Source organism: Escherichia sp. MOD1-EC7011 (assembly GCF_002965005.1).
GTDB lineage: Bacteria > Pseudomonadota > Gammaproteobacteria > Enterobacterales > Enterobacteriaceae > Escherichia > Escherichia ruysiae.
Genome location: NZ_PTRD01000048.1, coordinates 69,398 through 93,313, shown reverse-complemented (window position 1 = coordinate 93,313; position 23,916 = coordinate 69,398). Strand labels below are relative to the sequence as shown.

The following is a 23,916-nucleotide window of genomic DNA, read 5'->3' as shown; positions in this document are numbered from 1 at the left end:
TCGTTCACCCGCTCAGATTTCGCGGTCTCACCCTCCAACTCCCGCCAGCCGTGTGCGTCAGGCTGCGGCTTCCCTTGCGCCCCTGCATCCCCGCCTTATCGCCCGGCTTTTCTGGAGGCACGGCACCGCCCGGTGTCGCGGAATATGTGAACAACGGAGGAAAACATCATGCAATATGCGAAACCTGTCACTCTGAACGTTGAAGAGTGCGACCGTTTGTCTTTTCTGCCTTACCTGTTTGGCCAAGATTTTCTGTATGCCGAAGCGTCTGTATACGTGCTGGCGAAACAAATGATGCCGGAATATGAAGGCGGATTCTGGCACTTCATCCGCCTGCCGGACGGTGGCGGTTACATGATGCCGGATGGCGACCGTTTCCACATGGTGAACGGTGCAAACTGGTTTGACCGTACCGTGAGTGCTGATGCCGCAGGTGTCATTCTGACCTCTCTTGTGATTAACCGCCAGTTGTGGCTGTACCACGACAGCGGGGATGCAGGACTGACCCAGCTTTACCGGATGCGCGATGCGCAGTTGTGGCGTCACATCGAATTTCACCCTGAATGCAACGCGATTTACGCAGCACTGGACTGATTAACGGACGGGGCGGCAATGCCGCCCCTGTAAAGGAGACGAGAACATGTACTGTACTGTTAAAGAAATTATCCGCGATGTACTGGATACAGACGTGCCGGACAGTGAATGCGTTTTTGCCCTGGTGCTGACCCGTGGGGATGTGCGCCATATGGCTCAGGACTGGAACCTGTCAGACGATGAGCTGGAAACCGTCATGCAGCGGCTGGACGATGCCTTTGAATATGGTGCGGATGTCAGCATTGTTCACGACGTTGTTCGTGAGCTGATGGAAGAAAAGCGCGCCAGCCGTCAGGTTACAGTTCCGGCGGTGATGCTGGAAAAAGTGATGGCGCTGGCAGGCAGTGAAATGAAGCGCCTGTATGCCGTCGGGAGTGAGAACGGGGGCGACGGTGATGCGTTCGTCAGGGAGGAACGCGAAGCAATGAACGTTGTGTTACAGGCGCTGGACGGGGAGCACATGTCATGAATATCAGCACAGAAACCCGCGAAATTCTGCGCAATTACAAAGCCGTGATTAATGCGCGGCGTCGTGAAATGGGGCAGAAACCGCTCACCACTGCGCAGATTGTTGATGAAATCTGCGATTTTGTGGTGAATCAGCAGGCGGTTTTCCTCGGTGGTCACTATATCCTTCAGGGCAGCAGAAACAGGTGATACAGGGCAGGCGGTGGAGGCCGCCTGTCAGCCCGCGCGAAAACCCCTGGCAGGCTGACGCCTGCCGGAAATGCGGGGTGCAGCGCCTGCGGCGCTGCCGGCCCGGCTTTCCGGTCAGAAGGTAGTGTATGGCTGTATGCCAGGAACAGGTGTGATATTCCGTGACACTGTCACCGTTTCTGGCTGTCTTTTATTGCGCCCACTTCGGCTCCCGGCTGCCTGGCGGCATCCGGTCGTCAGGCCCGACTCCGACAGGCAGCTGCTGGCGCACCCGCCAGTCTCCGCCGAACCCGCTGGCGCGGTTTCGGGCTGTCGCTACGGTCCGATGCGTGAAAACCCGGCTTGCAGCGACCGTTCCGGTCGCGCCGCCCCTGTCGCGCCGTGACCTGCGCTCCCTGCACACCTGACGGTGTGTGAGGAAACTGCGCCTGATGGCGCAGCAGTCTTCCCTCCTGCCGCCACCCCTGCGGCCTGTTTCCCGCTGTGGACTTTCCGGGGGGCAGACGTAACCCCCTCCCGTTCCATCTGTCCAGGGTGAGATGCACCGGCCACAAAATTTTTAGCCATGAACCCGGCTAAAAATTTTGCGTCCGCCCCCGGACAGCTGTCCCGTGAGGCGGTAAACGGGCCCCCATCGGAAAGGTCCACTGCGGGGAGAAACCCCTGTGAAGTGGACGGCAGGAGGAGCTTTCGCTCCTCTGAAGGGGCACATGAACGTCCCGTCGCCGGTATCCGGTTTATCTCACATCTTTCAGTCAGGAGGTTCTTATGAGTGCACGTGGTATCAACAAGGTCATCCTCGTCGGGCGTCTGGGCAATGATCCGGAAGTCCGTTACATCCCCAACGGGGGCGCAGTGGCAAACCTGCAGGTGGCCACATCAGAAAGCTGGCGTGACAAACAGACGGGGGAGATGCGGGAGCAGACGGAATGGCACCGCGTGGTGCTGTTCGGCAAGCTCGCGGAAGTGGCAGGTGAATATCTGCGCAAGGGCGCGCAGGTCTACATCGAAGGTCAGCTTCGCACCCGTAGCTGGGAAGATAACGGTATCACCCGTTACGTCACTGAAATTCTTGTTAAGACCACGGGCACCGTGCAGATGCTGGGACGTGCACCACAGCAGAACGCTCAGGCGCAACCGAAGCCTCAGCAGAATGGGCAGCCACAGAGTGCTGACGCGACGAAAAAAGGTGGCGCGAAAACGAAAGGCCGTGGACGTAAGGCCGCGCAGCCCGAGCCTCAGCCGCAACCGCCGGAGGGGGAGGATTACGGGTTTTCAGACGATATCCCGTTCTGACTGGCCTGACTGTGATAACCGCCCCGCCCTGCGCGGGGCATCACCGGAGATATGAGGATGAGCGAATATTTCAGAATACTTCAGGGACTGCCTGACGGTCCTTTTACCCGCAAACATGCCGAAGCCGTTGCCGCACAGTACCGGAACGTCTTTATCGAGGATGACCACGGAGAACATTTTCGCCTGGTTGTCCGTAATAACGGAACAATGGTCTGGCGTACCTGGAATTTTGAGGACGGTGCCGGGTACTGGATGAACCATGCCATCCGTGATTTCGGGATTCTTAAGTAAGAGAGGTGCCGGACGCGCGAACGTCCGGCAGGACATAAGCAATTATAAGGGGATGATTATGCCTGTAACGAAGTGTGAACCAGAAACCACCCGCAAAGCAAGCCGTAAATCTGCAAAAACGCAGGAAACTGTCCTGTCTGCCCTGCTGGCGCAGACGGAGGAAGTGAGCGTGCCGCTGGCCTCACTGATTAAATCACCGCTGAATGTGCGCACGGTGCCGTATTCTGTGGAGTCCGTCAGCGAACTGGCTGAGTCCATTAAGGGCGTTGGCCTGTTGCAGAATCTGGTCGTGCATACCCTGCCTGGTGACCGTTACGGTGTCGCCGCAGGTGGTCGCCGACTGGCTGCACTCAACATGCTGGCAGAGCGTGGCATCCTTACGGCTGACTGGCCTGTACGCGTGAAGGTTATTCCGCAGGAACTGGCGACTGCCGCATCAATGACTGAAAACGGTCATCGTCGGGATATGCACCCTGCCGAACAGATTGCCGGATTCCGCGCAATGGCGCAGGAAGGCAAAACACCTGCGCAGACTGGCGACCTGCTGGGCTATTCACCCCGCCACGTCCAGCGAATGCTGAAACTGGCAGACCTTGCACCCGTCATCCTTGATGCGCTGGCAGAAGACCGCATCACCACCGAACACTGTCAGGCGCTGGCGCTGGAGAACGACACCGCGCGTCAGGTGCAGGTGTTTGAAGCCGCCTGCCAGTCAGGATGGGGCGGTAAACCGGATGTGCGGGTTATCCGCAACCTGATTACCGAAAGTGAAGTGGCGGTGGCTGGGAACAGTAAATTCCGCTTCGTGGGGGCTGATGCCTTCTCGCCAGACGAACTGCGCACCGATTTGTTCAGCGACGACGAGGGTGGCTATGTGGACTGCGTGGCGCTCGATGCCGCCCTGCTGGAAAAACTCCAGGCTGTCGCTGAACACCTTCGGGAAGCCGAAGGCTGGGAATGGTGCGCCGGGCGCATGGAGCCTGTCGGTGAGTGCCGTGAGGATGCCGGAACATACCGCTGTCTGCCGGAGCCGGAAGCGGTGCTGACGGAGGCGGAAGACGAACGCCTGAACGAACTGATGACGCGTTACGACGCGCTGGAAAATCAGTGTGAGGAATCCGACCTGCTGGAAGCAGAAATGAAGCTGATGCGCTGCATGGCGAAGGTCAGGGCGTGGACGCCGGAGATACGTGCCGGAAGCGGTGTGGTGGTGTCCTGGCGTTATGGCAACGTATGTGTCCAGCGTGGTGTGCAGTTGCGCAGCGAGGATGACGCGGCTGACGACGCTGACCGTACGGAACAGGTGCAGGAGAAAGCGTCAGTGGAGGAAATAAGTCTGCCACTGCTGACGAAAATGTCTTCCGAACGCACGCTGGCAGTCCAGGCAGCACTGATGCAGCAACCGGACAAATCTCTGGCACTGCTGGCATGGACGCTCTGCCTGAATGTGTTTGGCAGCGGAGCTTACAGCAATCCCGCAAAAATCCGCCTGGAATGTGAGCATTATGCGCTGACCAGCGATGCGCCCTCGGGGAAGGAAGGTGCCGCATTCATGGCGATGATGGCAGAAAAAGCCCGTCTTGCAGCCCTGCTGCCGGATGGATGGGCACGGGACATGACGACGTTCCTGTCACTCAGTCAGGAGGTGCTGTTGTCCCTGCTCAGTTTCTGCACTGCGTGCAGCATCCACGGTGTTCAGACCCGTGAGTATGGTCACACGTCACGCAGTCCGCTGGATTCGCTGGAAAGCGCCATCGGCTTTCACATGCGCGACTGGTGGCAGCCGACAAAAGCAAACTTCTTCGGACACCTGAAAAAGCCGCAGATTATCGCAGCCCTGAATGAGGCAGGACTGTCCGGTGCTGCACGGGACGCGGAGAAGATGAAGAAAGGCGATGCGGCTGAACATGCAGAGTTCCACATGAAAGACAACCGCTGGGTTCCAGGCTGGATGTGTGCACCACATCCACAGACAGATGCCACTGAACGCACCGATAACCTGGCTGATGCCGCCTGATGAACAACCACACCGCCCCGCCGGAGACGGGGCGGCAGCAAGGGAGATACCGTGATGAAAACTGAACTGACCCTGAATGCCCTGCAGTCCATGAACGCACAGGAATATGAAGATATCCGTGCTGCGGGAAGCGATATGCGCCGTAATCTCACTCACGAGGTGATGCGTGAAGTGGACGCACCGGCTAACTGGATGATGAATGGCGAGTATGGCAGTGAGTTCGGGGGCTTTTTCCCCGTCCAGGTTCGTTTCACGCCAGCCCACGAACGTTTCCACCTGGCATTATGTTCGCCGGGAGACGTCTCTCAGCTCTGGATGCTGGTTCTGGTGAATGGTGGTGGACAGCCTTTCGCCGTCGTTCAGGTGCAACATATCTTCACGCCTGTCGCTATCAGTCACACGCTGGCGCTTGCCGCGACACTTGATGCGCAGGGGTACAGTGTTAACGACATCATCCATATCCTGATGGCAGAAGGAGGTCAGGCATGAGCGCACGTTCACGGGCACTGATCCCCCTCAGCGCAGAGCAACAGGCCGCCATGCAGGCTGTGGCTGTCACCGAACAACGTCGTCGTCAGGGACGCACACTTTCAGCATGGCCTTATGCCAGCGCTTTCTTTCGCTGCCTGAATGGCAGTCGCCGGATTTCGCTGACCGATCTCCGCTTTTTTGCTCCTGCGCTGACGAAGGAGGAATTTCATGGCAACCGTCTCCTGTGGCTGGCTGCCGTGGATAAACTGATTGAAAGTTTTGGTGAAGTCTGTGTTCTTCCCCTGCCATCCGATGCGGGGCATCGTCTGTTCCCGTCCGTTCCTTTTCGTGAAGGTGAGCGGCGTCGTCAGAAAACCACGCTGACAGAGCAGAAATACAGCCGCCAGCGGGAACGTGAGGCAGAACGACGGGAACTGGAATACCAGACATGTTTTGCTCAGGCGCAGATTGACCTTGCGTTTCATACTCCCGCCACGGTCGGAAGCTGGTTGTCCCGCTGGTCTGGTGTTGTTGAGGAGCATGATCTGGAAACGATTTTCTGGGGGTGGTGCGGGCGTTTTCCATCACTGTCATCATTTGACCGGTTTTTCTGGCAGGAGGAACCACTCTGGCGGCTGATTTTTGAAGCCGGTGAGGCCGGTCGTGGTGCACCGGTACAGGTACGTGCACTTGAGCAGTGGATGATCCCGAACAAGCTGGAGAACGCAATATGATGAAATCAGACGAACAATATCAGGTTCCCGTGTGGATGCGACCTCTGTTGCCGTTGCTCTGCAATACCGGTGGTAATGATCCGGAGGAACTGCTGAATGATACAGAAACCACCGCCAGTGCGAATATTGTCCGTTATGTACTGATAGTTGCAGTGCGGTCGCAGATTGATCTGCTGCAGCTACTGTACAGGAAAGGACTGTTGCGCACAGAGATACCAGGTGGCTTTTCACCGGAAGAAGCGCAGGAACTCCTGGATAATTTGGTGCGCAGCCATATCAGCAAGGCGCTGTCGGGTGAGCGAATGGCAGCCCGTGACAGAAATGCCGATCTGACCTGGATTCGCCAGCAACTGGTCGATGCCGCCTGGTTTGTCCGTGCCACACTGGAAGCGCATGGGATGGGCGTCGGAAATGAGAGTCCCTCTGCTCCGCCGGAGACAATGCCGGACATACAGACACGGGAACTGGTTATGTTGATCAAGCGACTGGCATCATCGCTGAAAGCGGTGAAACCCGACAGTAGCGTGGTGCGTGAAGCGCAGGACTGGCTGTGCGACAGAAAACTTGTGGATATCACAGATATTCTCCGGTGAACCAGACATGTATATTTTACGCAGGGACACGCCGATCATGATCGTTTCATATCAGGGGTGGTCTGGAGGTCATGCGGCGTGTCCTCTGCACTCGCCGGAATAAGGAAGTCGCCGGCGGCTCCGCTTTTACCCGGCCATGCGGGGCATGGCCTTGTGGGTTTTCAGCTCTGTGGCCTCAGCGTCGTGTGCGGGCTGTGCCGTGCCTCCATCTTAGCCGGGCTGGCGTTGATGCAAGGGTACGCTTCGCCGCTGCGGTCACCCGGTCCCTCCTTCCCGTCTGCCGTGATTTTCCGGTCGTTCACCCGCTCAGATTTCGCGGTCTCACCCTCCAACTCCCGCCAGCCGTGTGCGTCAGGCTGCGGCTTCCCTTGCGCCCTGTGCATCCCCGCCTTATCGCCCGGCTTTTATGGAGGCACGGCACCGCCCGGTGCCGCAGAACATGTGACTATGGAGGATTCGGGAATGTCTGTTGTTGCACCTGCTGTATACGTTGGAACCTGGCACAAATACAACTGTGGAAGCATCGCCGGACGCTGGTTTGACCTGACCACGTTTGATGATGAGCGCGACTTTTTCGCCGCCTGCCGTGCTCTTCACCAGGATGAAGCCGATCCTGAACTGATGTTTCAGGATTATGAGGGATTCCCGGGGAATATGGCCTCTGAATGCCATATCAACTGGGCCTGGGTTGAAGGCTTCCGCCAGGCACGGGATGAAGGCTGCGAAGAGGCTTATCGTCTCTGGGTGGAGGATACCGGTGAGACGGATTTTGACACCTTCCGCGATGCCTGGTGGGGCGAGGCTGACAGTGAGGAGGCTTTTGCGGTTGAGTTCGCCAGTGATACCGGCCTGCTGGCTGACGTGCCGGAGACGGTGGCGCTCTATTTTGACTATGAGGCGTATGCGCGGGATTTATTCCTGGACTCCTTCACCTTTATTGACGGTCATGTGTTCCGTCGGTGATTTACTCCCCCGCTCCGGCGGGGGTATGGCCTGCCAGGCCGCCGGAAAACCCTGGCAGGCTTACGCCTGCCTGAAATGCAGGAGGGCCGCGCCTGCGGCGCTGCCCTTCCTGCCCGTCATGGTGTGAGGCATTTTTCTGTTATGTCGTTTCTGTTGTTCTGATTTCCGGAGGCGGGGACACCTTCGGCTCCCGGCTGCCTGGCGGCATCCGGTCGTCAGGCCCGACTCCGACAGGCAGCTGCTGGCGCACCCGCCAGTCTCCGCCGAACCCGCTGGCGCGGTTTCGGGCTGCCGCTACGGTCCGATGTCTGAAAAACCAGGCTTGCAGCGACCGTTCCGGTCGCGCCGCCCCTGTCGCGCCGGAAACGGCGCTCCCTGCACACCTGACGGTGTGTAAGGCCACTGCGCCTGATGGCGCAGTCAACCCTTCCGCCGCCACCCCTGCGGCCTGTTTCCCGCTGTGGACTTTCCGGGGGCTGGAGTAACCACATCCCGTTTCAGCAGTCCAGGGGAAGATATACCGTCCACAAAATTTTTAGCCATAAACCCGGCAAAAAATTTTGCGTCCGCCCCCGGACAGCTGCCCCGTGACGTGGTGACGGACGCCCCATCGGAAAGGTCCACTGCGGGGAGAAACCCCGAAGAAGTGGACGGCAGAAGGGGCTTTCGCCCCTCCGGGGAGCAACCGGTCGGCCCGGCGACCTGATTCAGCAGAAGGAGACGTTTTCATGACTGTCAGCAGCACGATTTCCGTTTTTTGCCGCGACGGGGTGTTCCGTACCGTTTACTGCCACCTGCACGGTGAGCCGACCTGGAACGGTCGCATCCTGCATACCCACTATGCCACCGGTCAGCAGGCCGAAGCCCTGGTTGAACACGGTGATATCCGTTGCCTCGGTCCCCGTTGCGACAAACCCGCCGGGCATACGCTTCAGAACCCGGTGGACGGTGTGACGGCTTATTACGGACGTGACAGTGGTTTCCGGATGGACAGTGAGGCGCGTGAGTACCGTTCTTTCAGGGAGGCTATTGCCACTGAAAGCACTGAAGAGGTGCGCTTCCATTATGTGTTCATCGACGGCTACTGGAAGGTGATGTACCGCACGCCGGAAGGCTGGAAGATGAAAGCGCTCGCGCTGGCACTGCGTCGCTGTCCGAAATGAAAAAAAGGCAGGGCGATAAACCCTGCCTCTCTCCGCCGGCGCTTCCCCGCCAGGAAGTCCGGCATCTCAATCACTATCTATGGAGATTATGCCATGAGACCATCAATTATCTTCGCAACCGCCGAGTATGTAAAGCGTCTGCGTGAAGAGTGCCTGCGGGAGAATAAACCCCTGCACCGCCATACCCGCTTCAGACGTCAGGAGCTGGCACAGGATGAGATTAACCCGGACGTCCTGGCGATGAGCGGCCATATCGCCAGACGTTGCAGTGAGCAGAAGCGGGTACGTATCCCCGCTATGAAAGTCAGCGAATGGGGCCACCTGCTCCGCGCGCTTGAAATTGAGCGGGTCTGCCACTGATTAACCCTTGCCGTCTGCCTGTGCAGGCGGCAGGATACGTTCAGACATCTCACCAGGAGGAACCGTGAGTAAGAAGAAAAACACCACAACGCCCACGCCGCATGATGCCGCGTTCCGGTCGTTCCTGGCGAATCCCGACGTCGCCAGAGATTTTCTGGAACTGCATCTTCCGGCGGAGTACCGGCAGTTGTGCGACCTGTCCACGCTGAAGCTGGAACCCGCCACCTTTGTTGAGCCGGACCTGCATCAGTACGCCAGCGATATCCTCTGGAGTGTGAAAACCACCGGGGGTGAAGATGGCTATGTTTATACGCTCATCGAGCACCAGAGCACCGAAAATCTGTACATGCCTTTCCGCATGTTACGTTACAGTGTGGCGGCGATGCAGAGACATCTGGAGCAGCACAAAACGTTGCCACTGGTCATTCCGGTGCTGTTCTATCACGGTGAGCGCAGCCCGTACCCGTACAGCATGAACTGGCTGGACTGTTTTGAGAATCCGGCGCTTGCGGCTAAAATATACACAAAGCCGTTTCCGCTGGTTGATATCACTGTCGTTGATGACAATGAAATCATGAACCATCGCCGGATGGCCGCACTGACGCTGCTGATGAAGCATATCCGCCATCGTGACATGATGGAGCTGCTGGACAAACTCCCGCAGGTCATGGTGGAAATTTCAGACGAGCAGGTGCGTGTTCTGATTCATTACATCGTTAACGCAGGGGACTCTGTATCACCGGAATTTATGCGGGCGCTGGCTGAGCGTCTGCCGCAGCATGAGGATAAACTGATGACTATCGCAGAACGTCTTGAGCAAAAAGGTCGCCAGGAAGGCAGGATGGAAGGACGCATGGAAGGACGCATGGAAGGACGCATGGAAGGAGCGCTTGAAAAAGCCCTGGCTATTGCGTGCCAGCTTCAGAAAATGGGGATGACGCCGGAGCAGATTAAGCAGGCTACCGGACTTTCCGATGACGAACTGAAGAAAATCACTCACTGAGTAAACATCACAGCCCGGCAAAATGCCGGGCTTTTTTGTCAGCAGGAGCAGAGCAAACAGCATGACGATTGCAGAACGTCTTATTCAAAAAGGCGCACTTGAAGTGGCGCGGGAAATAGCCTGCCGGCTGCGGGATATGGGCTGGACGCCGGAACGGATTCAGGAGGCAACCGGACTTTCCGGTGAAGAACTGAAAAAGCTGTTTCCTGATGAGCAGTAGCCTGGCATTCAGCCAGGCTGTGAATCACGCTCACACATCCTCTGCCGTTTCCCCCAGTTCATTTTCCAGTCGCCTGATGATATCTGCCTTACGCATCCCCTGCATGTGAGGCAGCAGGTCACGGACTGAAAGTGCCTGGGTGGTCCTCCAGACGGTGACGTCCACCTGTTCCGCATTTTCCCAGACGTGCCATGTTCTCTGCGTCACGCCAAATTCTCTGGCCGCTTTTTCGCGTGACCAGAGCATGCTTTTTCGCCAGATTCGCAGTTCCCAGCCGGTCATAAAACACCTTTGAAAAAGTGAAAAAACTTCACTTTATTTTATCATCACAATTGCCAAATCAGCGCGATAAATAAGTGTAAAAAAGTGAAGAAATTTCATTTTTTTTGCTTGTAAATGTCGTGCGGTTTTCTCTGTTTTCACCTGTGCGGGAGTGGTGTGCCAGTGACCACCACATGCCATTGTTGTGCCGTCGTTTTTCTTCAGTCGCGCCGTATGCGGCGCTCCCTGCACACCTTACGGTGTGTAAGGCCACTGCGCCTGATGGCGCAGCTGTCTCTGCCTGTCTGCCGCCGCACTGCGGCCTGTTCTCCGCAGACGGACTTTCCGGGGGTACATACATGACCACATCCCGTTTCAGTCGTCCAGGGGAGAGATGTACCAGCCACAAAACTTTTTGCCGCAGGCGTCAAAAACTTTTGCGTCTGCCCCCGGACAACTGCCCCGTGACGTGGTGAGCGTCCCCCGTCGGAAAGGTCCACTGCGGGGAAATCCCCGAAGACCCGGACGGCAGAAGGAGCTTCGCTCCTCCGGGAAATGACCTGGCTGACCCGGCAGTCGTGACGATGAGGAGACAATGTGATGAATCAGACTTTACCCACTGCTGACCTGAATACTGCCGGCACGACAGATGTTATTCCGTCTGTGGCTATCGACCGCATCATCGCGCAGCGTAACGAAGGTATTGCACTGTTCATGCAGGCGATGGAATGCCTGGCGACAGCGCGCAAGATTCTGCTCGATGCGTCAGGTGATATTTTTCTTTACGGGTTTGAAGACTGCGTGACTGATTCCGTTCGTCGCATAGATAAACCGGAAGAAGCGAAAAGGAATATCACCCGTCTTGCCGACCGGAAAATCTGGGACCGCCTGATGACAGATACGGGCATGTACACCTTCATGAGTTCATGCCAGCGTGATGAGTGGAATAGCCAGCTGATGAGCGACACCTGTCCTGAAATCACCCTGGACAATGTACTGGCAACATTCCGCCATCTGAATGCCAGCAAGATGCAGACATTTGAACAGGGACTGATTGATGTCTACCGGAAATTGTCATGGGATTACAGAACCAATAATCCCTGCCGTCTGGGCAAGAGAATCATTATTGAAAACATGCTGTACCGCTGGAGTAACGGACGTGTGACGCTGGACTGCAGCGGACGGGAGGCACTGGATGACCTGGTACGTCCTTTTTATCTGCTGGAGGGGCGCAACGTTCCTGACTTCCGGAGCAGCATCGGGGCGCAGTATGGTGAATTTCTCGGGAACGGCGATAATGTCGGTAAGCTGTTAGAAGGGGAATATTTTACGGTGCGTGGCTACCAGAAAGGGACCGTACACATTGTCTTTAAGCGTTCTGACCTTGTTGAAAAACTGAATGATATTATTGCACGGCATTATCCTGGTGCATTGCCGCCACGAGTCTGATTAAACAGAAAAGCCCTGGTATTTATGCCGGGGCTTTTTTTTTCTGTAATCATCATAATCTCAGAACACGATGTGACATTGTCACATCAATTGTTGTTCATATCGATGCCATCTTTCCTGCCTGAATCTGTCTTTTTAGGTGCTGTTTTAGAGGAAGAACGGCGGGATGGTTTTTTCGATTCTGCTTCCCGAATAATGTCACGAAGTGCCTTCTCTCCTACTTCATACCCTGCATTTTTGAGCGTGTCACGAACATCTGCCAGTGTATAACCCTTTGTCCTTACCAGGACAATAATGTCATCACGAATGGCATCAAGAAAATCACGCAATGTTTTCCGTTGAGCGGTGAGGTCCGGCAATTCCGATAAAGCAGCTTTTGCCAGCTGGATGTCATCATCTGAGTAAAATTTTTTAGAAGCCATTGGCACTTTCTCTCCGTTTAATGTTGAAGCCTGATTTTATCACCAAAAACTGACTCCTGGCAGGGCTGCGCCCTGCCTCTGCCGTCTGCATAAGACTATGATGCACAAAAATAACAGGCTATAATGGCCTGAAAAACGGGACAGGATGTGCAATTGTAATACCGTCACACGCGACGCTATTACAATTGCCATCTGGTCAGGGCTTCGCCCCGACACCCCGTAAGGAGCCTGAAGTGAGTGATAGTGCGGTAAGAAAGAAAAGTGAGGTACGGCAAAAGACAGTTGTCAGGACACTCAGATTCTCTCCTGTTGAGGATGAAACCATCAGGAAAAAAGCTGAAGATTCCGGACTTACTGTATCTGCTTACATCCGAAATGCAGCACTGAATAAGCGAATTAACTCCCGTACAGATGATGCTTTTCTGAAGGAGTTAATGAGACTGGGAAGGATGCAGAAGCATCTGTTTGTTCAGGGAAAAAGAACCGGTGACAAGGAATACGCAGAAGTGCTTGTTGCCATAACCGAACTTACAAATACATTGCGTAAACAGTTAATGGAAGGTTGAGGATTATCCTGTGAATGCAGTCATTCCGAAAAAGAGAAGGGACGGCAAGTCTTCGTTCGAAGACCTGGTATCCTACGTCTCTGTCCGGGATGACATGACCGATGAGGAACTGGATTTATCTTCTTCTTCGCAGGCTGAACAACCGCACCGAAGCCGTTTCAGTCGCCTTGTTGATTATGCGACACGTCTTCGAAATGAGTCATTCGTGGCGCTGGTTGATGTCATGAAGGACGGCTGCGAATGGATCAACTTTTATGGTGTCACCTGCTTTCATAACTGTACTTCTCTTGAAACTGCCGCTGCAGATATGGAGTACATTGCCCTGCAGGCACACTATGCAAAAGATGACACTGATCCTGTTTTTCACTACATCCTTTCCTGGCAGTCACATGAAAGCCCGCGTCCGGAACAGATTTATGACAGTGTACGTCATACGCTGAAATCACTCGGCCTTGCCGACCATCAGTATGTCTCTGCCGTGCATACTGATACAGATAATCTGCACGTCCATGTGGCTGTTAACCGGGTACACCCTGAAACGGGTTATCTGAACCGGTTATCCTGGAGTCAGGAAAAACTCAGTCGTGCCTGCCGTGAGCTTGAACTGAAGCATGGTTTTGCTCCGGATAACGGTTGCTGGGTCCATGCACCGGGAAATCGTATCGTTCGCAAAACCGCCGTTGAACGTGATCGCCAGAACGCGTGGACACGCGGGAAAAAACAAACTTTTCGCGAGTATGTCGCGCAGACAGCGGTCGCTGGTTTACGCAGTGAACCTGTAAGTGACTGGTTATCCCTGCATCGTCGTCTTGCGGAAGATGGTCTGTACCTGTCTCAGATGGACGGAAAATATCTGGTGATGGATGGCTGGGATCGCAACAGGGAAGGTGTACAGCTTGACTCGTTTGGTCCCTCCTGGTGTGCAGAAAAACTCATGAAAAAAATGGGTGACTACACGCCAGTACCAAAAGACATTTTCAGCCAGGTGGAAGCACCAGGACGCTATAATCCGGACTTCATTGCAGCTGATGTTCGCCCGGAAAAAATCGCTGAAACAGAAAGTCTGCAGCAGTATGCCTGTCGTCATCTTGGAGAACGTCTGCCGGAAATGGCACGGGAAGGACGGCTGGAAAACTGCCAGGCTATTCACCGCACACTGGCTGAAGCGGGTTTATGGATGCGTGTTCAGCATGGTCACCTGGTTATCTGTGACGGTTATGATCATAACCAGACTCCCGTTCGTGCTGACAGCGTATGGTCACTGCTGACGCTCGACAATGTGAATCAACTCGATGGTGGCTGGCTGCCTGTACCAACAGATATTTTCCGCCAGGTTACGCCAACAGAACGCTTCCGTGGTCGTCGTATGGAGAGCTGTCCTGCGACCGATAAAGAATGGCACCGTATGCGTACAGGCACGGGGCCGCAGGGGGCTATCAAACGCGAACTGTTTTCTGACAAAGAAAGTCTGTGGGGATACAGCATCAGCCATTGTAGCCCTCAGATTGAAGAAATGATCACACAGGGTGAGTTTACCTGGCAGCGTTGTCATGAGCTGTTTGCACAACAGGGACTGATGCTACAGAAACAACATCACGGGCTTGTTGTCGTTGATGCCTTTAATCATGAGCAAACGCCGGTGAAGGCCAGCAGCATTCATCCTGATCTGACACTGGGGCGTGCAGAGCCACAGGCCGGACCTTTTGTGAGTGCCCCAGCAGATTTGTTTGACAGGGTGCAACCTGAAAGTCGCTATAACCCGGAGCTGGCTGTCAGTGACAGGTACGGGGTCAGCAGTAAACGTGACCCAATGCTGCGCCGGCAGCGACGTGAAGCCAGAGCTGAGGCCCGTGCTGACCTGCGTGCCCGCTATCTGGCATGGCGTGAACAATGGCGTAAACCAGATCTGCGTTATGGGGAACGTTGTCGGGAAATTCATCAGGCATGCCGTCTGCGGAAGTCACACATTCGTGCGCAGTACGATGATCCGGCATTACGTAAGCTGCATTATCACATTGCAGAAGTTCAGCGAATGCAGGCATTGATCAGGCTGAAAGAAGACATCAGGGATGAGCGACAGAAACTTATTGCTGACGGGAAATGGTATCCACCCTCTTACCGTCAGTGGGTCGAAATTCAGGCTGCTCAGGGAGACAGGGCTGCTGTATCGCAGCTGAGAGGCTGGGATTATCGCGATCGCCGTAAAGACAGGTCACGCACAACGACGACAGACCGCTGTGTCGTGCTTTGTGAACCGGGCGGAACGCCGGTATACGGTAATACCGGTGATCTCGAGGCCCGTCTGCAGAAGAACGGGAGTGTTCGTTTCCGTGACCGTCGGACGGGAGAGTTTGTCTGTACGGATTATGGTGACAGGGTTGTTTTCCGTAATCACCATGACCGCAATGCGCTGGCAGATAAACTGGATTTGATTGCACCGGTATTATTCGGGCGTGATCCACGCATGGGTTTTGAACCAGAAGGAAACGACAAACAATTTAACCAGGTCTTTGCTGAAATGGTTGCCTGGCATAATGTGACAGGCCGTACCGGTCACGAAGACTACAGGATTACGCGACCGGACGTGGATCATCACCGTGAAGGAAGTGAACGCTACTACCGCGATTATATCGCGGCGAACAGCAACGATGACGCATCACTGCCTCCGCCGGAGCAGGATAAACGCTGGGAACCGCCTTCTCCAGGTTAAAAAAAAGGCCGCGCCAGAATCCGGCGCGGCCACTGTTCAGTACATTCCGTCCCAGTCCGGACGGTTGGTTTTTTTATGATGAAACCCGTTTACAGGACGCCCTGTCGGGTGGTTATTGTCCTGTGGAAGCGTTAACAGGTTTATACCTGCTCTTTCTGCTCTCACTGATATCTGATTTTCCTCTTTTGTTTCAGGTAGTTCTGGTCTGTTCAGCGTGATATAGCGAATTCGTCGCTCTTCCCGTGTGGTCGTTTTAAGCGTATTCACCGCTGTTTCCCACAAGGCACTTTCACGTGCGTTGATATCTGTGTCGTACTCTTCCAGCATTGCCATAGCCGCCTGACGTCCTGCAATGCGTTGCTGGAATGTATCCACGATCGTGTGCGGCTCTGTGCGAATTTTTCGTCTTTTTCTGGAGGGTTTTGCAGTCAGGACGCCAATGATGGCACTGACATTTTCCGGTGACGGTATTCGACGTTGAGTGGTACGGGGAACAAGACGGCGGAGACGGTCCAGGCGTGGCGCATCCACGCTGATATACCTGTTTATAACAACGGGATCGCTGCTGCAGCTTTTCTCATCGTCAGGGATGAAGAATGATGCTGATGGTACGGTTTCTCCCCGGAAAATAGAAAAGAATTCGCCAGGATGAAGTTCAATCAACTCCTGAACATTTATCTTGCTTTCCATCAGGATGCTGATTTGTGGGCTGTCAATCCATGATTCACCAAATATGCCGTCCTGACGCTGCAGGTTGTTCATTCTCGCCCTGGCTTCTTCACCGGCGGCGCTTTTCAGCGTTCTGGCCGTACTGCCCTCGCTGACAATCCTGCCGGCAAATTTTGTCCCCGTGTTCTGCATCAGTGTTGCAGTATTCGTGGCTGTTGTCTGTCCTTCTATACGTTCCTGGTCCTGTGCCATCAAAATCAGAGCAAAATCCAGTGAACGCACCTGAGTGGCTTCCACAGCAATACGGTCCGTATAGTATGCCCCCACTTCATCAAGGAAACACAGATAAGGGAAACGCCCCTTATATTTTTTGACTTCCAGTGCATCGGAATCAGTTCCTTCGAGGCGGTAGCCCAAATCACGGGCGAGAATCATACTTTTCTGGGTGATAAACATTCGTCCAAGAGCAGACGTTGTATGCGCTGATGTATCCAGAGCGGGGATCATTACCATCAGAATCCTGTCGCTGTGAATGCTGTCACGGATATCGATATCACCGGAATCTTCAGCAAAAATATCCCCGAATGCTTCCGTGAATGTGCTGAAAGTTTCAGAAAACTGCCCGGAGAGATAAGCATGTTGTTTTCTGGGTTCTTCCGTCCAGGCTGATGGTGTCCTGACCAGCGACAGGTCGAAACCGGGAACGTCCTGAAGGTAGTTACGTAACGGTGCGATAGCTTCTTCCGGCCACTGATCATCGAGGCCACGACAGTAAAGTTTGGCCATCCCTTCGAGAGTCATATGTTCACGGAGCATCTGCAGCGACATTGTTTTGCCTTCGCGCACACACCAGAATTTAGTACCAAATACCAGTGCCTTATTCATGGCAATGGCCCGGGACTGCCACTCGCCCCCCTGGACGTTCTGGGGCAGCATTGACTGCATTGTCTCCGCTGTGAATGCCTCAGTGCTGTAACAGAAGGGATTCCAGGTATTTGACTGAGGACGCGTTTTTTCACCACTCAGAATGATTTCACTGCGGGATTTTCCTCCGTTCATGAAGTTAATGACTTCCACATCGTCTTCACGTCCAAAGCGTCTGGCCAGATACCAGATCGTTCTTGCCGTATCATTCTGTGCCTTGCCATCGACAAGGGTGAATCCTCTTGCCCAGCAAAGTGGGTTAATCGCCCAGGCAAAGATGGTTTCCGTTTTACCGCCACCGGTGGTGGCGAAAAACATTATATGGCGGGTCAGATCGTCCATACTCAGCCATAACTCCCTGCCAATATCCCTGACGCGTTGATAACCAACATAGAATATGCCGCTGGCCGGTGATTCCAGAATGACCTCATACTGGAACAGGGTTGGCCAGAAGCTGAAAAGACTTCTTTTAATCATTCTGTCCTGTGACGGGTCAGCACATTCCAGCGTCATGGGCATACGAAGAGGGCAGCGCCATCGCTGCAGACTAAATACCAGCATTGTTATCAGTGTGAACAACAGACATGCCGGTAATGCAAGTGGCCAGATAAAACTGGCCACAAGACTTGCCACCAGGCAAAAGCCATAGATATTGAGACTCTGGAGTGCATTCCAGACAGGATTTCCCCAGGCTGTACGGTGTAAAAGCTCGGGGTTAACGCGATGTTCACTCATGGCCAGACTCGCTGTCGGTGGTTTTCAGGAATAAATTAAGCGTGCCAGTTTCCTGCAGAATTCCTGTAGGCAGATGCCAGCCGGTGTCGGACAGCACCCATGGGGTACCGGCAAATCCGAACTTACGGAAGGCGACATTGTTTACATCAATTGCAGCTCTGGCCGCTTTCAGGCATGTTTCATCTGCAGGCGTTGTTTCTTCTGATGGCGTCATCATTCCGTTATCTGCGGAATACAGTCGGTGCCAGCCGGCAGCACGTTTCTGAGCATCTTTTTCACACAGCAGTGGTGCCACACGGTCGGTGGATTCCTCTCCACCAATAACTGAAACCGGGTAGATAACGACATTGAAGTCGCTGGCCAGGCGTTTTAAGGCCGGCTCCAGAAGTCTGCAGTTAGGACAGGCAGGATCGAGAAATGCGTACAGGGTTCGTTCATGACCGGATGACAGGTTGATGGTAAACATGCCCCGATCGGCGTTCCGCTTCAGAACAGTAGCCAGATTATGTCGCGCAGCTGCGGCTTCCGGATTTTTGCTTGTGATTGTTTTCTCCGGTACCTGGACGTCTTTTTTCGGGGGAACCGGGAGTTGAATGCCTTCATTTAATGGCACAGTGTGATTCAGGTGAGGGGGAAGCAGTCGTGGCTCACCTGCTGTCTGTACTGCTTCAGGCGTTGTATCATCCCAGAATACACGATCAACATAGCGGAACAGAGAGAAGCCAATCGTTGCCATTACGAACAGCACAACGCTGGCGATTATGCCACGGAACAAAGGTGTTCTGCTGAAGCGGCGTTCCATCAGGTATTCAAGACGCAGGCAGGAATCAATAGCTGTAAGTATCTGGTCAGCGTTATGCTCCTGTTTATCAATCAGGATGGTTTCTCTGTTACGGGTGCCCATGGCGTCAAAGGCTATATGAATCAGTTGATTATTTCGTGTTACCAGCCCTGACAGGGCATCCCGTGGAAGGACGGCAATAATTTCTGTCCTGCCATCCGGCCAGATTGCCTGCACGGAAATATGTTTTGCAATGCGTGTTGCAAAGTACTCGATTGTCATTTTCAGTTCTCCGGATAATCAGAATTCGTTGTCTGTAGCAGGTGTACGGGGCAGGATGTCGTCGGTGAGGGACCAGTTGGTCAGGATGCGGCGTTTCCGGTCGCGATCTGGTTGTGGTTCATCCCAGATAAGACCGAGACTGAGCATATCCCGCCGTAAGCCTTCCACCGCTTCATCAACACAGGGTTCAGGGCAGGGAAGGCCAAAACGCATGGCTTCGGCCTCTGCACGTGCAACGGCCACCACGCCAGCGCCTTCAATAAATCCTTTCGTGGTATTGGCGCGGTGTAATGCATAAAACAGCGTTCTGTCCACGCCTTTCAGCCAAATCCAGTTGGGTGGCGTAAGCCGCAGGTCATGTGCATACAGCCAGACCAGCCCACTGCGGACGTAGCGATGTTGTTTCAGCCATTGCTGTGCTCCGTTGCTTTTAATCACTCTCTGGAAAGCTGATTTGGCCAGTGAATAAACAGGGGTACAGAATTTCCCGCTGTCCCGTTTGCTTTTAATTCTGCATGAGAGGTTCAGTGTATCCATGAGCTTTAATGCTGCCTTACGATCATCCAGGAAATACTGAAGGCCAAATATGGCAAAGAGCGCTTTTTCATGTGGTGCCATGTCTTTCCAGGACGTTAAAGGTTTACCCAACTGGGCCATGAAACATCGTCTTGCAGCTGCAACATCGAGCTGCATATTGGTGATGAGAGTATGCTGTTCGACAAATGCTTCCGGGGTGAGAGCAACCCGCCGTTCAGGTCGTTTGCCACCATGAAAGAGTTTTTCCGGATCACCATCTGCCAGTACAGGGGCGATAGCAGGGGACAACGAAGCAAAGATGTGTGGCAGTCGGGTAATATCTACTGGTCTGCGGGTGAAACGACTTTGTCCCGGATGTTGATACCACTCCCACAAACACCAGAGTGTCACAGGTAAGAGGTACATCCACAGAATACCTATGGTCTGCTCCATGACGTTAACCCACTGGCTATAGCTTATGTTGGCGGCGTTGTTACCGGTCATGGCAAGCAGGTTGTATCGTGGTGCTGCATAGTTATGAAATGGTCCCCAGTCAACCAGTCCCCATAAGGTATGAAGAATCAGGCAGCTGGCGTAAACCACTTCCGGCAAGAATAACCATATGACGAATAGCAGCAGGATAAGAAGGACACCAACAGCGCCCCATATCTGCATAGGATCTTCTGCGACAGGCTGTCGATTGTAAGACATGACAAAGTCTCCATTTCTGGAATTTAAATCAAACGGAAAGGTTAAAATTTATTTTCAGGCGATAAGATCTAACCAAAGGAATTGGCCGTGCGATAAAAGGGTTGTTGCAAATACGAAAATTATTAGAATAGCTGCGGGCGCTTGAGGTTGTATGCCGAAGCGTTTTGTGGACGGTATACAGCAGAAACCCCTTGGAAATTTATTATCAATCAACTAACCAAGGGATCTTCTGTAACTACTGTTCGCTATACCGAGTATTAGTTATGCTGTTTGTCTTGTTTCAATAATGTCTAAATATTTTTTATATGTTTCAGAAGTGGTAGTTTGTCCTTTGGCATTTGAAATTACATTATTCACAATAGTTCTTATCATGTCATCAATAAGTTCTAACAAATTTTCTGCCATGATTCCAGTAAACTCATTACATTTAATATATGTTATATTGTTATTTTCTAATAATTTGGCTGCCCCTATGCTTCCTTTGTTTGTGAATTTCATTCCATTTATATCAATTATCTCACCAGTGTTGTTGGTTTCATTTAAATCACTTGAAATCAATGTTTTAAGTATTGAATCTTCAAGCATAAAACATTGATCTTTTGTGAAGCTAAGGAAAAGATTACTTTTGCATTTATCATCGCTAGTGTTTGATAAAGGGGCGTAACAAAAAGTCATTGAGTTGTGTTTTATATAGTTGTTTAAAGTGAAAACAATATCATATTTTCCTTCAATTATAGTCTCTATAGACTTATCAAATAAATCATGGCATTTTTTTAAATAAATTTCATTATCAATGCTGGTAGATTTGATAAGAATACCGATCTCATATTTTGAAAATAGTGCTGATTTTGCTTTCTGATAACCATCTTCACCGCACTTATTTTTAAACTTACTAAACCATGGTCTTTGTGGGGGGGTGAGTGTCGTACCAATGATAGAATAGATGATATAAGGGAGATAGTATTCTGCTAGTGCTGCTGAATTATTTATGACAGAATCAAAAAAATATTCGCAGTCAGGTTCTACATAGTTTGTGTATCGAGGTCTGTTTAGTGATGTAACGAATTTTTCACGAAAAAATAGAAGCTTCTCTATCTGATGCTTTAAGGATATTTCATAGAGAGACTTTGTGGATACTTCTGCATCTTCATATTCAGGTAATAGTGACATTTTTAAACTCCATAATATAAATACATTTGATCGTTCAAAACGATACTTATAATTAAAGAGCAGTTAGTTCATTAGAACCGAGCTGTAATGTAGCACATCACAATGCTTCGGCAAAGATTGTTGCAGATACGAAAGCCGTTAGAATAGCTGCGGGCGGGGTAATTATCGAACTGAGTGCGCCATTCTTTTCAGGAGACGGCAAATTAGAGATGGTTGGTTCAGGTTCAGAGCATGAGTTTCCTGGTGTGGCGGACATGCCGGGGTGGATTTTGCAGAGATAACAGATGTAAAAAAACCGACTGGTGAGGTCGGTTTTTTTACTGTTCCGCTACAGAGTTGGTGACTCTGGACGGGAAAAGACAGTCTGTATCTAACATGATCAATTCTATGCTTTGTCCCGCACTATGTCAAAAATCCTGCTAATCAAGTAGTATACAAAACGTTAGCTCTACTGATTGTCTGAACTCGACAACTGACGGATTTGTTAAGTCCTGGCCGGGATAACAGGTGGTGCTGCTTCCGGTGCTCTGGTCGGAGTGAGGCAGTCTGTATCTAACAATAGAGACAACCGTAGTGACAGGCAGCCCATGAGTAAGCTGCGGTGTTTCGCTCCCTTATCAAGGGAAAACGGATGATTAATCTGTTAATCATCGTTCTCAGGGCAGTAGTTGCCGTTGCAAACGCGCTGATTGCTGTTCTGGAACTGATCCGGGAACTTGTCGACTGATAAGCCTGGAAACGTAACTAAGGGCAGGGAGTTACCGCTTCCTGCCCTTTAACAAAAAGAGATCTCACGTTAAAAATTTGTACCCTTCTTTAACTTCCAGTGCCTGCTCCTTTGACTCAAACATCAGTCTTGTTTTCCCGGGAACGCCCCATGAAATGTATTCAACATCTATCCACCATTTTCCATATTCTTTATATGGCCCGGATATTACTTTTTTGACAAAGGCGTCTACCAGATTCATTGTTTTTTCCTTTTTATTTTGAAAATAATTAATGCCAGAGCACAGCGAAAATAATGAATGCGCTGGCTGTGATAATTGCGATTTTCTCCCATATGATATTTTTCTCATAGGGGTTTCTACGGAGATTATTTCTTCGCATTGAGATACCGGTATTCATGTTTTATCTTGGACTTTTGTTTTGTTGTCTGTCTGGCAGGCTGTTCTGCGCCCGTTTGTGACAAGGTTAGCTTATGGGGTTAAATGGTCACGGACATCATGCGGACGGTTCCCTGTCACATGCCATCTGGTTTTTTCATTCAAATTGAGAGATATTGCTAAGTTGAGTCGCTTGCGATAGTGGACTCCTGTTTGTAAGTGAGTGCCATTGTTTATTTCATGAAGAGGATTGATTATGAGCATGCCTCCTGCGATAGCTAATACTTTCTTGTTTGAAATGATGAAGAGTAAATCAAAAGACGTTACACTTGCTGCGATCTATGCATTAGGTGAAGGCCGGTGTCAGGCGGAGAACATTACTCGTGAATTACATAGATTGAGTCAAAGTGATGATATGGAAATAAAAATTGCTGCGATTAAAGCACTTGGTCGAATTTATCGGTAACGGCATAAGTTATCTGTTGTAATGAACAAAAGCCGGCTCATTTGAACCGGCTGTTATGGAGGGAGCTTATCTTAAAATACTTCGGCTACAGGCATGCCTGCAATCTGCTCCCACTCCTTACGCTTCTCCTGAATTAGGCGAGGAAAGTCGACAGGGTAATCATATCCTCTTTCTGCCATTGCATGCATTGTATCCGCCATCATTTTGGGATGGATGCATCCTGACGGAATTGAGACCATTGGTATATTTATGTATTTTGTATAAATCTCTAGTGTCTTGGCGTCGGTCACAGTGCGTGTGAAGTTGTCAATGTCAAAGCCGATAATATCCATTATATTTCCAGGGTAAGCACGAGCATACAGCATAGTGCCTTTTTTGGTATCCACGCCAAAATAGACGCCCTGAGTAAAAGACAGTCCCTCATATTCTTTGTCAGGTGAATAAAAACCGGTGTTTTTTATCTCCGCGACAATTTTTTTTATTTTGTCTTTTCTTGAGCTTGCTCGGGAATACATCAATATTGCAGGGGCAATTAGTAAAAACAGACAGACGCAAGTATAAATATAATCTTCTTGCGTCACATATCTTGAAGATGTAATGGAGAGCACTCCGAAAAGAATAAAAATGGATAACACTGGTATGCTTATGAAATATATAAATCTAAGGGCGTAATATAATGTCCACCAAGCAGGATATCTATTGATTGTTTTTACCATTTGCATAATAAACCCTCCATAAACACTCATCGATATTTTAATGCGATTGAGTGTTTATGGCAAGGTTGTTTTA

General features: G+C 52.0%; 29 protein-coding genes and 1 pseudogene. 20 read left to right on the top strand and 10 right to left on the bottom strand.

Annotated features, from left to right (window positions below):
* Positions 1-170: pseudogene (locus A7098_RS24440) on the bottom strand (antirestriction protein); the annotation flags it as partial.
* Here A7098_RS24440 and A7098_RS21395 point away from each other — a divergent pair.
* From A7098_RS21395 to A7098_RS21300, 15 genes are all read left to right on the top strand, one after another.
* On the top strand, positions 169-594 hold the full coding sequence (locus A7098_RS21395) for an antirestriction protein (RefSeq protein ID WP_094249184.1): 426 nt from the start codon (positions 169-171) through the stop codon (positions 592-594). The pseudogene A7098_RS24440 and the gene A7098_RS21395 overlap by 2 nt on opposite strands.
* Positions 595-640: 46 nt before the next feature.
* A complete protein-coding gene (locus tag A7098_RS21390) occupies positions 641-1,063 on the top strand; it encodes a DUF1380 family protein (protein ID WP_000271679.1) in 423 nt (140 codons plus the stop codon).
* Positions 1,060-1,251: a hypothetical protein gene (locus A7098_RS21385; RefSeq protein WP_001027500.1), complete on the top strand. Its 192-nt coding sequence runs from the start codon at positions 1,060-1,062 to the stop codon at positions 1,249-1,251. The genes A7098_RS21390 and A7098_RS21385 overlap by 4 nt, the downstream gene beginning before the upstream one ends.
* A 151-nt stretch (positions 1,252-1,402) precedes the next feature.
* Entirely contained in the window at positions 1,403-1,636 is a 234-nt protein-coding gene (locus A7098_RS21380; RefSeq protein ID WP_023994109.1) for a hypothetical protein, read from the top strand.
* Positions 1,637-2,019: 383 nt separating this feature from the next.
* Positions 2,020-2,547: a single-stranded DNA-binding protein gene (locus A7098_RS21365; protein WP_001276120.1), complete on the top strand. Its 528-nt coding sequence runs from the start codon at positions 2,020-2,022 to the stop codon at positions 2,545-2,547.
* A gap of 57 nt (positions 2,548-2,604) precedes the next feature.
* Positions 2,605-2,838: a DUF905 family protein gene (locus tag A7098_RS21360; RefSeq protein WP_000005985.1), complete on the top strand. Its 234-nt coding sequence runs from the start codon at positions 2,605-2,607 to the stop codon at positions 2,836-2,838.
* Between the two features lie 58 nt (positions 2,839-2,896).
* The gene (locus tag A7098_RS21355) at positions 2,897-4,855 is read left to right on the top strand and encodes a ParB/RepB/Spo0J family partition protein (protein ID WP_001145463.1); all 1,959 of its coding nucleotides are present in this window, start codon (positions 2,897-2,899) and stop codon (positions 4,853-4,855) included.
* Positions 4,856-4,909: 54 nt separating this feature from the next.
* Positions 4,910-5,344, top strand: a complete 435-nt coding sequence (gene psiB, locus A7098_RS21350; RefSeq protein ID WP_000845900.1) for a conjugation system SOS inhibitor PsiB — start codon at positions 4,910-4,912, stop codon at positions 5,342-5,344.
* Positions 5,341-6,060, top strand: a complete 720-nt coding sequence (locus tag A7098_RS21345) for a plasmid SOS inhibition protein A (RefSeq protein ID WP_001276261.1) — start codon at positions 5,341-5,343, stop codon at positions 6,058-6,060. Before psiB ends, A7098_RS21345 begins: the two co-directional genes overlap by 4 nt.
* Complete coding sequence (locus A7098_RS21340; RefSeq protein ID WP_000978012.1) at positions 6,057-6,653, top strand: hypothetical protein; 597 nt, start codon at positions 6,057-6,059, stop codon at positions 6,651-6,653. The genes A7098_RS21345 and A7098_RS21340 overlap by 4 nt, the downstream gene beginning before the upstream one ends.
* 462 nt (positions 6,654-7,115) lie before the next feature.
* A complete protein-coding gene (locus A7098_RS21330; RefSeq protein ID WP_000117622.1) occupies positions 7,116-7,616 on the top strand; it encodes an antirestriction protein ArdA in 501 nt (166 codons plus the stop codon).
* A 728-nt stretch (positions 7,617-8,344) separates the two neighbouring features.
* The gene (locus tag A7098_RS21315) at positions 8,345-8,779 is read left to right on the top strand and encodes a hypothetical protein (protein WP_000218863.1); all 435 of its coding nucleotides are present in this window, start codon (positions 8,345-8,347) and stop codon (positions 8,777-8,779) included.
* Between the two features lie 93 nt (positions 8,780-8,872).
* Positions 8,873-9,139, top strand: a complete 267-nt coding sequence (locus tag A7098_RS21310) for a hypothetical protein (protein WP_001247862.1) — start codon at positions 8,873-8,875, stop codon at positions 9,137-9,139.
* A 64-nt stretch (positions 9,140-9,203) separates the two neighbouring features.
* Entirely contained in the window at positions 9,204-10,142 is a 939-nt protein-coding gene (locus A7098_RS21305) for an Rpn family recombination-promoting nuclease/putative transposase (RefSeq protein WP_000038336.1), read from the top strand.
* 22 nt (positions 10,143-10,164) lie between these two features.
* Entirely contained in the window at positions 10,165-10,362 is a 198-nt protein-coding gene (locus A7098_RS21300) for a hypothetical protein (RefSeq protein ID WP_001348086.1), read from the top strand.
* A gap of 30 nt (positions 10,363-10,392) precedes the next feature.
* Here A7098_RS21300 and A7098_RS21295 read toward each other — a convergent pair whose 3' ends face one another.
* Positions 10,393-10,644 carry a hypothetical protein gene (locus A7098_RS21295; RefSeq protein WP_080076098.1) on the bottom strand — a complete coding sequence of 84 codons (252 nt, stop codon included), beginning with the start codon at positions 10,642-10,644 and terminating at the stop codon, positions 10,393-10,395.
* A gap of 33 nt (positions 10,645-10,677) precedes the next feature.
* Positions 10,678-10,875, bottom strand: coding sequence for a hypothetical protein (locus tag A7098_RS24435; protein ID WP_001161114.1), 198 nt, complete (start codon positions 10,873-10,875; stop codon positions 10,678-10,680).
* Positions 10,876-11,223: 348 nt separating this feature from the next.
* Here A7098_RS24435 and A7098_RS21280 point away from each other — a divergent pair, with 348 nt between their 5' ends.
* Entirely contained in the window at positions 11,224-12,072 is an 849-nt protein-coding gene (locus tag A7098_RS21280; protein WP_001077024.1) for a DUF4942 domain-containing protein, read from the top strand.
* 86 nt (positions 12,073-12,158) lie between these two features.
* On the opposite strand, the gene A7098_RS21275 is transcribed toward A7098_RS21280, so the two are convergent.
* Positions 12,159-12,494 (bottom strand): molybdopterin-guanine dinucleotide biosynthesis protein MobC, encoded by a 336-nt coding sequence (locus A7098_RS21275; protein ID WP_000157095.1) that lies wholly within the window; start codon positions 12,492-12,494, stop codon positions 12,159-12,161.
* Between the two features lie 233 nt (positions 12,495-12,727).
* On the opposite strand from A7098_RS21275, the gene nikA reads away from it, so the two are divergent.
* Positions 12,728-13,060: an IncI1-type relaxosome accessory protein NikA gene (gene nikA / locus A7098_RS21270; RefSeq protein WP_001283947.1), complete on the top strand. Its 333-nt coding sequence runs from the start codon at positions 12,728-12,730 to the stop codon at positions 13,058-13,060.
* Between the two features lie 10 nt (positions 13,061-13,070).
* Complete coding sequence (gene nikB / locus A7098_RS21265; RefSeq protein ID WP_001299212.1) at positions 13,071-15,770, top strand: IncI1-type relaxase NikB; 2,700 nt, start codon at positions 13,071-13,073, stop codon at positions 15,768-15,770.
* Between the two features lie 36 nt (positions 15,771-15,806).
* Here nikB and trbC read toward each other — a convergent pair whose 3' ends face one another.
* The 4 genes from trbC to A7098_RS21245 form a co-directional block, all read right to left on the bottom strand.
* The gene (gene trbC / locus A7098_RS21260; RefSeq protein WP_001289276.1) at positions 15,807-18,098 is read right to left on the bottom strand and encodes an F-type conjugative transfer protein TrbC; all 2,292 of its coding nucleotides are present in this window, start codon (positions 18,096-18,098) and stop codon (positions 15,807-15,809) included.
* A complete protein-coding gene (gene trbB, locus A7098_RS21255) occupies positions 18,091-19,161 on the bottom strand; it encodes an IncI1-type conjugal transfer protein TrbB (RefSeq protein ID WP_000151577.1) in 1,071 nt (356 codons plus the stop codon). Before trbB ends, trbC begins: the two co-directional genes overlap by 8 nt.
* An 18-nt stretch (positions 19,162-19,179) precedes the next feature.
* The gene (trbA, locus tag A7098_RS21250; RefSeq protein ID WP_000121273.1) at positions 19,180-20,388 is read right to left on the bottom strand and encodes an IncI1-type conjugal transfer protein TrbA; all 1,209 of its coding nucleotides are present in this window, start codon (positions 20,386-20,388) and stop codon (positions 19,180-19,182) included.
* 261 nt (positions 20,389-20,649) lie between these two features.
* A complete protein-coding gene (locus A7098_RS21245; protein ID WP_000055084.1) occupies positions 20,650-21,558 on the bottom strand; it encodes a hypothetical protein in 909 nt (302 codons plus the stop codon).
* A gap of 631 nt (positions 21,559-22,189) precedes the next feature.
* Here A7098_RS21245 and dqlB point away from each other — a divergent pair.
* Positions 22,190-22,285 carry a DinQ-like type I toxin DqlB gene (dqlB, locus tag A7098_RS24330; protein ID WP_001303310.1) on the top strand — a complete coding sequence of 32 codons (96 nt, stop codon included), beginning with the start codon at positions 22,190-22,192 and terminating at the stop codon, positions 22,283-22,285.
* Between the two features lie 64 nt (positions 22,286-22,349).
* Here dqlB and A7098_RS24000 read toward each other — a convergent pair whose 3' ends face one another.
* Positions 22,350-22,526, bottom strand: a complete 177-nt coding sequence (locus tag A7098_RS24000; RefSeq protein ID WP_001054904.1) for a hypothetical protein — start codon at positions 22,524-22,526, stop codon at positions 22,350-22,352.
* A gap of 391 nt (positions 22,527-22,917) precedes the next feature.
* Between A7098_RS24000 and A7098_RS21240 the strand changes: the two genes are divergently transcribed.
* Positions 22,918-23,127: a HEAT repeat domain-containing protein gene (locus A7098_RS21240; protein ID WP_000062603.1), complete on the top strand. Its 210-nt coding sequence runs from the start codon at positions 22,918-22,920 to the stop codon at positions 23,125-23,127.
* Between the two features lie 71 nt (positions 23,128-23,198).
* Here the strand turns inward: A7098_RS21240 and excA are convergent, their stop codons facing one another.
* The gene (gene excA / locus A7098_RS21235) at positions 23,199-23,849 is read right to left on the bottom strand and encodes a plasmid IncI1-type surface exclusion protein ExcA (RefSeq protein ID WP_001178506.1); all 651 of its coding nucleotides are present in this window, start codon (positions 23,847-23,849) and stop codon (positions 23,199-23,201) included.
* Positions 23,850-23,916: the final 67 nt, after the last annotated feature.

Excerpts from the sequence above, each read along its gene's own strand:
- A7098_RS21345 (WP_001276261.1), top strand. The coding sequence starts at position 5,341 with ATGAGCGCACGTTCACGGGCACTGATCCCCCTCAGCGCAGAGCAACAG.
- A7098_RS21330 (WP_000117622.1), top strand. The coding sequence starts at position 7,116 with ATGTCTGTTGTTGCACCTGCTGTATACGTTGGAACCTGGCACAAATAC.
- A7098_RS21280 (WP_001077024.1), top strand. The coding sequence starts at position 11,224 with ATGAATCAGACTTTACCCACTGCTGACCTGAATACTGCCGGCACGACA.
- trbB (WP_000151577.1), bottom strand. The coding sequence starts at position 19,161 with ATGACAATCGAGTACTTTGCAACACGCATTGCAAAACATATTTCCGTG.
- A7098_RS21360 (WP_000005985.1), top strand. The coding sequence starts at position 2,605 with ATGAGCGAATATTTCAGAATACTTCAGGGACTGCCTGACGGTCCTTTT.
- excA (WP_001178506.1), bottom strand. The coding sequence starts at position 23,849 with ATGCAAATGGTAAAAACAATCAATAGATATCCTGCTTGGTGGACATTA.
- trbC (WP_001289276.1), bottom strand. The coding sequence starts at position 18,098 with ATGAGTGAACATCGCGTTAACCCCGAGCTTTTACACCGTACAGCCTGG.
- A7098_RS21390 (WP_000271679.1), top strand. The coding sequence starts at position 641 with ATGTACTGTACTGTTAAAGAAATTATCCGCGATGTACTGGATACAGAC.
- A7098_RS21365 (WP_001276120.1), top strand. The coding sequence starts at position 2,020 with ATGAGTGCACGTGGTATCAACAAGGTCATCCTCGTCGGGCGTCTGGGC.
- A7098_RS21240 (WP_000062603.1), top strand. The coding sequence starts at position 22,918 with ATGAGCATGCCTCCTGCGATAGCTAATACTTTCTTGTTTGAAATGATG.
- A7098_RS21340 (WP_000978012.1), top strand. The coding sequence starts at position 6,057 with ATGATGAAATCAGACGAACAATATCAGGTTCCCGTGTGGATGCGACCT.
- A7098_RS21310 (WP_001247862.1), top strand. The coding sequence starts at position 8,873 with ATGAGACCATCAATTATCTTCGCAACCGCCGAGTATGTAAAGCGTCTG.
- A7098_RS21295 (WP_080076098.1), bottom strand. The coding sequence starts at position 10,644 with ATGACCGGCTGGGAACTGCGAATCTGGCGAAAAAGCATGCTCTGGTCA.
- trbA (WP_000121273.1), bottom strand. The coding sequence starts at position 20,388 with ATGTCTTACAATCGACAGCCTGTCGCAGAAGATCCTATGCAGATATGG.
- A7098_RS21395 (WP_094249184.1), top strand. The coding sequence starts at position 169 with ATGCAATATGCGAAACCTGTCACTCTGAACGTTGAAGAGTGCGACCGT.
- A7098_RS21275 (WP_000157095.1), bottom strand. The coding sequence starts at position 12,494 with ATGGCTTCTAAAAAATTTTACTCAGATGATGACATCCAGCTGGCAAAA.
- A7098_RS24000 (WP_001054904.1), bottom strand. The coding sequence starts at position 22,526 with ATGAATCTGGTAGACGCCTTTGTCAAAAAAGTAATATCCGGGCCATAT.
- A7098_RS21355 (WP_001145463.1), top strand. The coding sequence starts at position 2,897 with ATGCCTGTAACGAAGTGTGAACCAGAAACCACCCGCAAAGCAAGCCGT.
- dqlB (WP_001303310.1), top strand. The coding sequence starts at position 22,190 with ATGATTAATCTGTTAATCATCGTTCTCAGGGCAGTAGTTGCCGTTGCA.
- A7098_RS21300 (WP_001348086.1), top strand. The coding sequence starts at position 10,165 with ATGCCGGGCTTTTTTGTCAGCAGGAGCAGAGCAAACAGCATGACGATT.
- psiB (WP_000845900.1), top strand. The coding sequence starts at position 4,910 with ATGAAAACTGAACTGACCCTGAATGCCCTGCAGTCCATGAACGCACAG.
- A7098_RS21245 (WP_000055084.1), bottom strand. The coding sequence starts at position 21,558 with ATGTCACTATTACCTGAATATGAAGATGCAGAAGTATCCACAAAGTCT.
- A7098_RS21385 (WP_001027500.1), top strand. The coding sequence starts at position 1,060 with ATGAATATCAGCACAGAAACCCGCGAAATTCTGCGCAATTACAAAGCC.
- A7098_RS21315 (WP_000218863.1), top strand. The coding sequence starts at position 8,345 with ATGACTGTCAGCAGCACGATTTCCGTTTTTTGCCGCGACGGGGTGTTC.